Genomic DNA, 11,218 nt, shown 5'->3' with positions numbered 1-11,218 from the left:
GGTGTTGTCGGCGTTGGGGCGGTTGCACTGTCATGGTGTGGCGGTCGACTGGTCGCCGGTGCTGGGGCAGGGCCGCAGGACGGAGTTGCCGACGTACCCCTTCCAACGCGACCGCTACTGGCTGACCGCGCCCGAGCGGACCGCCGACCCGGCCGCCCTCGGCCTCCTGCCGAGCACCCACCCCTGGGTCGCGGCCGTCCTCGACGTGCCCGGCGCCGAGGGCGCCGACGCCGTCCTCACCGGCCGGCTCTCCACCGCCGCGCATCCGTGGCTCGCCGACCACCGCGTCTTCGGCCGCGTCGTCGTGCCCGGCACCGCGCTGGTCGACCTCGCCGTCCACGCCGCCCACCACGCGGGAGTACCGGGCGCGGTCGGGGAACTGGTCCTGCACACCCCCCTGCGGCTGCCGGAGACCGGGGCCGGGACCACCCTGCGGTGCGTCGTCACCCACCCCTCCGCCGACGGCCGACGCACGCTCACGGTGTACTCCGGCACCCCCGACGCGCCCGGATGGACGGCCCACGCCACCGGCACCCTGGCCCCGGAGCCCGCAGCCGCCGCCCCCCGGCACGCCTGGGCACAGGACTGGCCCGTGCCGGACACCGAACCCGTCGACCTGGCCGGCTCCTACGAGATGTTGGCCGAGCGGGGCCTGGGGTACGGGCCCGCCTTCCGGGGGCTCCGCTCCGTCCGGCTGCGCGCCGGCGGCGCCCACCCCGGCGAGGTCTACGCCGAGGTGGCCCTGCCCCGGGACCCGCCCGTCGACACCGGCGGGTACGGACTCCACCCCGCCCTCCTCGACGCCGTCCTGCACGCCACCCGCTTCTGCTTCCCCGTCGGCGACGGCGACGCGGCCACCGACGCTCCCCGCACCCTGCTGCCGTTCGCCTGGACCGGCGTCAGCCTGTGGGCCACCGGCGCGACGTCCGTGCGTGCCCGCGTCACCGCGGTGGGCCCCGACGCCGTCCGGCTCGACCTCGCGGACGACCAGGGCCGGCCGGTGCTGTCGGCGGAGCGGCTCCAGCTGCGCGCGGCCGCTCCCGGCGATCTGCCGCCGGACGGGCACGAGCCGCTGTACGCCATCGCGTGGGAGCCGCTGTCGGGCTCCGGCGGGCCGGCGGCCGCCTGCGAGCTGTGGGAGGTCCCGCCGGGTGGCGGCGGTGCGGCGGTGCGTGAGGCGCTGCGGGTGGTGCAGGAGTTCCTGGCGGACGCGGAGCGCTCCGGGTCGGTGCTGGTCGTGGTCAGCCGGGGTGCGGTGGTGGTGGACGCCGCGGACGGTCCGGTGCACGCGGACGGTCCGGTGGACGTGGACGCCGCCGGGGTGTGGGGGCTGCTGCGGTCGGCCCAGTCGGAGCACCCCGGGCGTATCGTCCTCCTCGACATCGACGCCACCGGTGTCCTCCCCGAACCGGCCGACCTGGCGGTTCTCGCAGCCACCGGGGAGCCCCAGATGGCCCTGCGTGCCGGAATCCCGCACGTGCCCCGTCTCACCCCGGCGCCCGCCCCACCCGCGGACCGGCCTGCGCTGCCCTGGCCCGCCGAGAGCACCGTGCTGGTCACCGGCGGCACCGGCGGCGTCGGCGCCCACCTGGTACGCCACCTCGTCCGGGCCCGCGGTGCGCGCCACGTCGTCGTCCTCTCCCGCACCGGACCGCAGGCACCCGGGGCCGAGGCCCTCGCCGCCGCCACCGGCGGGGCCGTGGAGTTCGCCGCGTGCGACGTGACCGACCGCGCCCAGGTCGCGGCGCTGCTGGAGCGGATCACCGCCGACCGGCCCCTCGGCGCTGTCGTCCACGCGGCCGGCACCCTCGACGACGGCGTGCTCACCGACCTGACCCCCGAACGGCTGGACAAGGTCCGCGCCGCCAAGGTCGGCGGCGCCCTCGTCCTGGACGAGCTGACCCGCGCCCACGATCCCGCCGCGTTCGTCGTGTTCTCCTCGGCCGCCGGCGTCCTCGGCGCACCCGGCCAGGCCGCCTACGCCGCCGCCAACGCCGCCCTCGACGCGCTGACCGCCCGCCGCCGCGCTCTCGGGCTGCCGGGCCAAGCGCTGTCGTGGGGGCTCTGGGAGGGCACCGGCATGGCCTCCGGCCTCGGCGGAGCGGAGGTCCGCCGTCTCACCGGCAGCGGCTTCCCGCCTCTGCCGGCCGAACGGGCCCTCGCCCTCCTCGATGCGGCACTCGCCCACCCCGCCCACCACCTGCTGCCCCTCCCCGTGGAACCACGCCGGATCGGCGGCCCCGTGCCCCCGCTGCTCCGTCGCGTCCAACGTCCCGCCGCCGCCCGGCCCCCCGCCGCGGCGACCACCTCCGGGGCGGCCGCCGCGCCCGCCACCGCGGACGGCGGGCCGGGCGCGCTGCTCGACGTGCTCGCCTCCCTGCCGCACCCCCAGCGGCTCAAGCGCCTCACCGAACTGACCGTGGCGGTCACCGCGTCCGTGCTCGGCCACACCACCTCGGCCGGGGTCGACCCGGACGCCTCCTTCACCGAACTGGGGCTGGACTCCCTCACCGGCGTCGAACTGCGCAACCGGCTCGGCGCCGCGACCGGACTCCAGCTCCCCGCCACCCTCACCTTCGACCGCCCCACCTGCGGGGAGGTGGCCGCCTACCTCGTCCGCAGGCTGTCCCCCGCGGACACCGGCGCCGGGCCGGGCGACCAGTCCGTGCTCACCGATCTCGACCGGGTCGCCGCGGCCCTCGCCCGGCTCGACCCCGAGGACTCCGTGCGCCGCGCGGCCGTGACCCGGCTGCTCGGGCTGGTGTCCTCGCTCGACCCCGGCGGGTCCGGCAGCCCGGAGGCCGTACCGGACGCCCTGACGACCGGATCCGACGACGACATCTTCGACTTCATCGACAGACAGCTGGGCGTCTGACCCGGCGACCGGCCGGCCGGCAACGCGAACCACAGGTCCCGCGGAACCCGGCGAGACCCGCGGCGACTCGACGCGCAGTGACGCAAAGGATGGGCGGACCATGGACGAGACGACGAAGCTCCGTGACTACCTCAAGCGGGTCACCGGCGAGCTGCACCGGACCCGCGGCCATCTGCGCGAGCTGACCGACCGGGAACACGAGCCCATCGCAATCGTCGGCATGGGCTGCCGCTTCCCCGGCGGCACCGACTCACCGCGGAAGCTCTGGGAGTTCGTCGAGCAGGGCCGGCACGCGCTGACCCCCTTCCCGGCCGACCGCGGCTTCGACGTGGACGCCCTCTACGACCCCGACCCGGCCGCCTCCGGGAAGTCCTACCTCTGCCAGGGTGGGTTCGTCGAGGACGCCGCCGACTTCGACGCGGACCTGTTCGGGATCTCGCCGCGCGAGGCGCTCGCCATGGACCCCCAGCAGCGCATCCTGCTGGAGACCGTCTGGGAGACCTTCGAGGACGCCTCGATCGACGCAACGACCCTGCGCGGCTCCGACACCGGCGTGTTCGTCGGCGCCTCCGCCCAGGACTACGACCGTGACGCCCGCGCCGGCCACAAGGACGTCGAGGGGTACCTGCTCACCGGCAACACCCCCAGCGTCGCCTCCGGTCGTGTCGCCTACACCTTCGGTCTCGAAGGACCGGCCCTGACCGTCGACACCGCCTGCTCCTCGGCCCTGGTCGCCGTCCACCTCGCCGTCCGCTCCCTGCGCTCCGGGGAGTGCTCCATGGCGGTCGCGGGCGGCAGCGCCGTCATCGCCAGCCCCGCCCTGTTCCTGGAGTTCTCCCGGGTGCGCGGCCTCGCACCCGACGGGCGGTGCAAGTCGTTCTCCGACGACGCCGACGGCACCGGCTGGTCGGAGGGGGCCGGAGCGGTGCTGCTGGAACGACTCTCCGACGCCCGTCGCAACGGGCACCGGGTGCTCGCCGTCATCCGCGGTTCCGCCGTCAACCAGGACGGCGCCTCCAACGGGCTGACCGCTCCCAACGGCCCGGCCCAGGAGCGCGCCATCCGCGCCGCCCTCGCCGACGCACGCCTGACCCCCGCCGACGTGGACGCGGTCGAGGCCCACGGCACCGGCACCACCCTCGGGGACCCCATCGAGGCCACGGCGATGCTCGCCACCTACGGTGCGGACCGGCCCGGGGAGCAGCCGCTGCTGCTGGGCTCCGTCAAGTCGAACATCGGGCACGCCCAGGCCGCCGCGGGGGCCGCCGGCATCATCAAGACGGTGATGTCGCTGCGCGCCGGGATCCTCCCGCGCACTCTCCACGTCACCAAGCCGACCAGCCACGTCGACTGGGACTCCGGCGCCGTCCGGCTGCTGACCGCCAACACGCCCTGGCCCGAGACCGGCCGTCCCCGCCGGGCCGCGGTCTCCTCCTTCGGCGTGAGCGGCACCAACGCCCACGTGGTCCTGGAGCAGGTACCGGAGGACGACGTTCCGACGGCGGCCCCCGACGCCCACGCCGCGCCGCTGCCCTGGGTGCTGTCCGGCAGGACCCCGGCGGCGCTGCGGGCCCAGGCCGCCCGCATCAGGGAGGTCGCCGAGCAGCGGCCCGAGGTGCCCCTCGCAGCCGTCGGACGCTCCCTCGCCTGCGGCCGGACGCCGCTCGACCGGCGCGCCGTCGTCCTCGCCCCCGACCGGGACGGCCTGGCGGCGGCGCTCGACGCCCTCGCCACGGGCGCCGAGGACCCCCGCGTCGTCACCGGCACGGCCGGCCCGGCGCGGCTCGCCGTCGTCTTCGGCGGCCAGGGCTCCCAGCGTCCTGGCATGGGACGCGGGCTCCACGCCCGTTTCCCCGTCTTCGCCGAGGCCCACGACCGCGCCACGCGGCTGCTCGGCACCGAAACCGCCGGAGGCGACCTCGACCGCACGGGAGCCGCGCAGCCCGCACTGTTCGCACTGGAGGTGGCGCTGTGGGAGCTGGTCGGCTCCTTCGGCATACGCCCCGACGTCGTCGCCGGGCATTCCGTCGGTGAGCTGACCGCGGCCTGGGCGGCCGGGGTCTGGTCGCTGGAGGACGCCTGCACGGTGGTCGCCGCCCGCGCCCGCCTGATGGACGGGCTCGCCGACGGCGGCGCCATGGCCTCCGTCGGCGCCGGAGCGTGGGAGACCGCCGAACTCCTCGCGGACGTCGAGGGGGTGGAGATCGGCGCCGTCAACTCCGCCGCCTCCGTCGTGGTCACGGGGGACACCGCCGCCGTGCACCGCGTCGTCGAGGCCGCCCGCGGACGCGGCTGGAAGGCGAGCCCGCTGCGGGTCTCGCACGCGTTCCACAGCGCCCGGATGGAACCCGCCCTGGACGCGTTCCGTCGCGTGCTCGACGGGGTGACCTTCCGGAAGCCCGAACTGGACGGGCTCTCCAACGTCACGGGCGGCGCGGCCGAGCGGTGGCACGACCCCGCGTACTGGGTGGAGCACCTGCGACGCGCCGTGCTGTTCGCCGACAACGCCGCAGCGCTCGCCGAGCGCGGCACCACCGCCGTCCTCGAACTCGGCGCCGACGCGGCCCTCACCTCGCACGTGGCCCTGACCGTGCCCGAGCCGGTGTGCGCCGTGCCCGCGCTGCGCAAGGACCGCGACGAGTCGGAGAGCCTGCTGGCCGCGCTCGGCGCCTTGCACTGCCACGGCGTCCGCGTCGACTGGGCACCACTCTTCGCGGGGGCGCCCCACGCCGAACTGCCGACCTATCCCTTCCAGCGCGAGCGCTACTGGCTCACCGCGCCCACGGCCGCCGCCGACGCCCGCGGGCTCGGGGTGACCGCCGTCGACCACCCCGTGCTGGCCACCGCCGTCGAACTCCCCGACAGCGGCGGGCTGGTGCTCACCGGCCGCATCGCCGTCGACACCCATCCCTGGGTGGCCGACCACCGCATCCTCGGACAGGTCGTCGTGCCCGGCGCGGCCCTCGTCGAGATGGCGGTCCGCGCCGGCGACGAGGCCGGCTGCGGCACCGTCGAGGAACTGGTCACCTACGCGCCCCTGGTCCTCGGCGACCACGAGGCCCGGCAGATCCGGCTGACCGTCGGCGCAGCCCGGGAGGACGAGCAGGAGCGGCCGTTCGCGCTCTACTCGCGCTCCGAGCAGGGCGCGGCCGACGACTGGACCGCCCACGTCACCGGTACCCTCTCCCGCGCCGAGCAGAGCGCCGCCACCCTCCAGCACGCCGCGGGCATCACCCGCGGCGGCGGGGAGATCCTCGACATCAGCGCCGAGTACGGCAACTTCGAGGAGAAGGGCTTCCGGTACGGGCCGGTCTTCCGCGCCCTGACGGCGGTCCGCCGGGGGCGCGGCCATGTCGTCGCCGACCTCGAACTCCCCGCCAGCGCACATGAGGACGCCGCCAGGTTCGGCATCCACCCGGCGTTGCTGGACTCGGTCATGCACGCCCTCGGTCTGCTCTTCCCCAACGACGGCAAGGCCAAGCTGCCCTACAGCTGGGAGCGGGTCGTCCTGCACGCGGCCGGCGCCCACGCCGTCCGCGTCCGGGTGGCCGAGGCGGGCGAGGGCATGGTCTCGTTCGTCGTCGTGGACCAGCAGGGCGAGCCCGTCCTCTCCGTCGAGCGGCTCACCCTCCGTGAGGTGGCCGCCGACGCCTTCGCCCAGGCGGACACCGGGCGTGCCGACTCCTCGCTGCACCGGGTGGAGTGGGTCCCGGCCGCCTCCACAAGCTCCGGTGCGGCCCCCTCCCACCAGCTGTGGGAGGTGCCCTCGGGCGACGCCGGGGGTGCGGCGGTCCGGGCGGCGCTCCGGGTCGCCCAGGAGTTCGTGGCCGACCCGGGGCGCTCCGGATCGGTGCTGGTCGCGGTCAGCCGGGGCGCGGTGGCCGTGGACGCCGCGGACGGACCGGTGGACGCGGAAGCCGCCGCCGTGTGGGGGCTGCTGCGCTCGGCCCAGTCGGAGCACCCCGGCCGCATCGTCCTCCTCGACACCCCGGACGGCGCCGACGCGGAAGTGGACCTTGCCGCGGTGATCGCGCTGGAGGAGCCGCAGGTGGCGCTGCGCGAGGGGCAGAGCTGGGTGCCCCGTGTGGTGACGGGGCTGCCGGAGGAGAACCTGGAGCTCCCGGACGGCGGCTGGCGCCTCGGCATCGCCGAGCGGGGCTCCGTCTCCGGCCTCACCGTCGAGCACGCCGAACCGCACGCGCTGGGCCCCGGCGAGATCCGCGTCGCGGTGCGCGCCGCCGGCCTCAACTTCCGCGACGTCCTCAACGTGCTCGGCATGTACCCGGGCGACCCCGGCGCGCCCGGACTGGAGGCCGCCGGCGTCGTCACCGAGGTCGGCCGCGGGGTGACGGGGCTGCGCGTCGGCGACCGGGTCATGGGGCTGACGACCGACGCGTTCGCCGCGGAGGTCCGCTCGGACTTCCGCACCTGGAGCCGGTTCCCCGACAGCTGGACGTTCGCACAGGCCGCGACCGTGCCGCTGACCTTCCTCACCGCCTGGTACGGGTTGTTCGATCTCGGGGGTCTGCAGGCGGGGGAGCGGGTGCTGGTGCATTCCGCCGCGGGCGGGGTGGGTATGGCGGCGGTGCAGTTGGCCCGGCATGCGGGGGCGGAGGTGTTCGCCACGGCGAGTCCTGCCAAGCAGCGGGTGCTGCCGCTCGACGGTGAGCACATCGCCTCCTCCCGTGACCTGGGGTTCGGCGAACGGTTCGGCCGGGTGGACGTCGTCCTCAACTCCCTCGCGGGGGAGTTCGTGGACGTGTCACTCGGGCTGCTCGCCGACGGCGGGCGGTTCGTGGAGATGGGCAAGACCGACGTCCGGGACCCGGCCGGGGTGCCGCCCGGCGTCACCTACAGCGCCTTCGACCTGATCGAGGCCGGGCCGCGCCGGCTCCAGACCATGTTCGCCGAGCTGCTGACGCTCTTCGAGGAAGGTGTGCTGCAGCCGTTGCCGTTGACGTGCTGGGATGTGCGGCGGGCGGCTGAGGCGATGCGGTTCATGAGTCAGGCGCGGCATGTGGGGAAGGTCGTGCTGACGGTGCCGCGTGGGTTGGGTGGTGCCGGGACGGTGCTGGTGACCGGTGGTACCGGTGGTGTGGGTGCGGCGGTGGCGTCGCGGCTGGTGGAGTCGCACGGGGTGCGGCGGCTGGTGCTGACCTCGCGGCGTGGGATCGAGGCGCCGGGCGCCGCCGAACTGCGGGAGCGGCTGGCGGAGTCGGGTGCCGAGGTGGTCGTGGAGGCGTGTGACGTCTCGGACCGCGAGCAGGTGCGGGCGTTGCTGGAGGCGATGCCGGACGGTGCCCCGCTGGCCGGGGTGGTGCACGCCGCCGGCGTCCTCGACGACGGCGTGTTCGCGGAGCTGACGCCCGAGCGGATCGACGGGGTGCTGGCGCCGAAGGCCGACGCCGCCCGCCACCTCCACGACCTCACCCGCCACCTCGACCTCGCCGCCTTCGTCCTCTTCTCCTCCGCCGCCGGAGTGTTCGGCGCCCCCGGGCAGGCCGCCTACGCCGCGGCCAACGCCGCGGTCGACGCCCTCGCCGCCGAACGGGCCCGCCAGGGCCTCGCCGGACAGGCTCTCGCCTGGGGCCTGTGGGACGGCACCGGCATGGCCGGGCGGCTCACCGAGCAGGAGGTCCGACGGCTCGCCGAGAGCGGATTCCCGCCACTGCCCGCCGAGCGCGCCCTCGCCCTCTTCGACACCGCGCTCGCCCGTCCCGCACCCCAGCTGCTGTCCCTGACCATCGACGCCGGCCGGCTGCCCAGGCCACTGCCGCCGCTGCTGCGCGGCCTGGAACGCCCCGCCGCCCGCCGCGTCGTCTCCGCCGCGGCACCCCGGGGCGACACGGCCGGTCTGCAGGCCACCCTCTCCGGGCTGCCCGCCGAGGAACGGCTGGAGCGGGTCACCGACATCGTCGTGTCCGCCGCCTGCGCGGTCCTGGGGCACACCGACCCCGGTCGCGTCCCGGCCGACCAGCCGTTCACCGATCTCGGCTTCGACTCGCTCACCGCCGTCGAACTGCGCAACCGCCTCGGTGCCGCCACCGGACTCACCCTCCCGGCGACCGTCACCTTCGACCACCCCACGCCGCGCGCCGTCGCCGTCCACCTCCTCGACGGCCTCGGCGCCGACGGCCCCGGCGCCGCCGCCTCGGTCCTCACCCAGCTGGACCGGCTCGACTCCGCGCTCGTCGACGTCGACCTGGCCCCGGAGGACCGCACCGCGACGGCGGCCCGCCTGCGGGCCCTCGCCGCACGGCTGGAGACCCCCGACCGCGCGGAGAACGGAGCCGGCGGCATCGGCGACCAACTCGCCGGCGCCTCCGCCGAGGAACTCGTCGCCATGCTCGGCAAGGAGTTCGGCATCTCCTGACCCCGCCGGCCGACGCCGTCCCACGGACCGGCGGACCCGGCCGGCACCGCCCCGGGCGGCCCCGAGCCGGGCCCGCCTCCGACGCGCCCCGTCCCTGCGTTATGCCTGTGAGGTCCTGATGGTGGAACAAGACACGATGCTCCGGCTGCTCAAGCAGGTCACCGCCGAGCTGCACGAGACCCGGCAGCGGCTGGAGGAGCGGGAGGCGAGCGACGCCGAACCCATCGCGATCGTCGGCGTGGGCTGCCGCTACCCCGGCGGCATCGTCTCCCCGGAGACCCTGTGGGACCTCGTCTCCGAGGGCCGCGACGTCGTGGGGGACTTCCCCGACGACCGGGGCTGGGACCTGGAGAACCTCTTCGACGACGAGCCCGGCGCCCCCGGCAAGTGCTACGCCCGCCGCGGCGCGTTCCTCGACGGCGCCGCGGACTTCGACAACGGGTTCTTCGGTATCTCGCCGCGTGAGGCGCTCGCCATGGACCCGCAGCAGCGGGTGCTGCTGGAGACGGCCTGGGAGACCTTCGAGCACGCCGGGATCGACCCGACGACCCTGCGCGGCAGCCGGACCGGCCTCTACGTCGGCGTTCCCCCCGCCGACTACGGCCAGCGGCGCGGCGAGGCCGACGACGTCGAGGGGTTCATGCTCACCGGCAACACCTGCAGCGTCGCCTCCGGCCGCATCGCCTACGTCTTCGGTCTCGAAGGGCCGGTCACCTCCGTCGACACGGCGTGCTCCTCGGCCCTGGTCGCCCTGCACCAGGCCGTCCGCGCGCTGCGTGCGGGGGAGTGCACCATGGCTCTGGCCGGCGGGGTGACGGTGATGGCGGGGCCCGGGATCTTCCTGGAGTTCTCCCGCCAGCGGGGTCTCGCCAAGGACGGGCGGTGCAAGTCGTTCTCCGACGACGCCGACGGCACCGGCTGGTCGGAGGGGGCCGGCCTGTTCCTGGTGGAGCGGCTGTCGGACGCGCGGCGCAACGGACACCGGGTGCTGGCGGTGGTGCGGGGCACCGCGGTCAACTCCGACGGCGCCTCCAACGGGATGACCGCGCCCAACGGGCCGTCGCAGCAGCGGGTGATCCGGGCGGCGCTGGCGGACGCCGGCCTGTCGACGGCGGATGTCGACGTGGTGGAGGCGCACGGCACCGGTACCGCTCTCGGGGACCCCATCGAGGCCCAGGCGGTCATCGCCACCTACGGGCAGGGCCACACCTGGGAACGGCCGCTGCTGCTGGGCTCCGTCAAGTCCAACATCGGCCACGCCCAGGGCGCGGCGGGCGGTGCCAGCGTCATCAAGGCCATCATGGCCCTGAAGCACGGGGTCGTCCCCGCCTCGCTGAACATCTCCGAGCCCTCCAGCCACGTCGACTGGGACGCGGGCGCCGTGGAGCTCGTCACCGAGTCCACCCCGTGGCCGCAGGTGCCGCGGCCCCGGCGCATCGGTGTCTCCTCGTTCGGGATCAGCGGGACCAACGTGCACATGATCCTGGAGCAGGCACCCACCGACCGGGCCGACGAGGCCGACGGGCCCGAGGAGGCACGCCCGGCGGACGGTACCCGCGTCGAGGACACCCCGGCCGAGGACGCCACCGCGGTACCGGTACCGCTCCTCGTCAGCGCCAAGTCCGAGGACGCGCTGCGGGCCGGTGCCGCGCGCGTGCGCGACCACATCGCCGCTCACCCCGACGTGCCGCTCAGGGACACGGCGTTCTCCCTGCTGAACACCCGCGCCCAGCTCGACTTCCGGGGCGTGGTCGTCGCCGGCGACCACGCCTCCGCTCTCGGGGGACTGGACGCGCTGCAGAGCGCGAGCCCCCACCCCGCTGCCGTCACCGGCACCGCGGGACCCGCCCGTCTCGCGGTGGTGTTCGGTGGTCAGGGGTCGCAGCGGGTGGGGATGGGTCGGGAGTTGTATGAGTGTTTTCCGGTGTTTGCGGGGGCGTTTGATCGGGTGGTGGGGTTGTTGGGTGGGG

Annotated in this window: 3 protein-coding genes; all 3 read left to right on the top strand. The window is 75.6% G+C overall.

Features of this window, described 5'->3' with window-relative positions:
* Nucleotides 1-37: 37 nt before the first annotated feature.
* On the top strand, nucleotides 38-2,875 hold the full coding sequence (locus tag HCN52_RS16510; RefSeq protein WP_168089222.1) for an SDR family NAD(P)-dependent oxidoreductase: 2,838 nt from the start codon (nucleotides 38-40) through the stop codon (nucleotides 2,873-2,875).
* A 100-nt stretch (nucleotides 2,876-2,975) separates the two neighbouring features.
* The gene (locus HCN52_RS16505; protein WP_168089221.1) at nucleotides 2,976-9,248 is read left to right on the top strand and encodes a type I polyketide synthase; all 6,273 of its coding nucleotides are present in this window, start codon (nucleotides 2,976-2,978) and stop codon (nucleotides 9,246-9,248) included.
* Between the two features lie 118 nt (nucleotides 9,249-9,366).
* Nucleotides 9,367-11,218 (top strand): type I polyketide synthase (locus HCN52_RS16500; protein WP_168089220.1); only part of this gene is annotated, 1,852 nt, incomplete at its 3' end.

Source organism: Streptomyces bohaiensis, assembly GCF_012033785.1.
In the GTDB taxonomy this organism is placed as follows: domain Bacteria; phylum Actinomycetota; class Actinomycetes; order Streptomycetales; family Streptomycetaceae; genus Streptomyces; species Streptomyces bohaiensis.
The sequence above is the reverse complement of the archived record's forward strand: the minus strand, read 5'-3'. Positions and strand labels throughout refer to the sequence as shown.

Excerpts from the sequence above, each read along its gene's own strand:
- HCN52_RS16505 (WP_168089221.1), top strand. The coding sequence starts at position 2,976 with ATGGACGAGACGACGAAGCTCCGTGACTACCTCAAGCGGGTCACCGGC.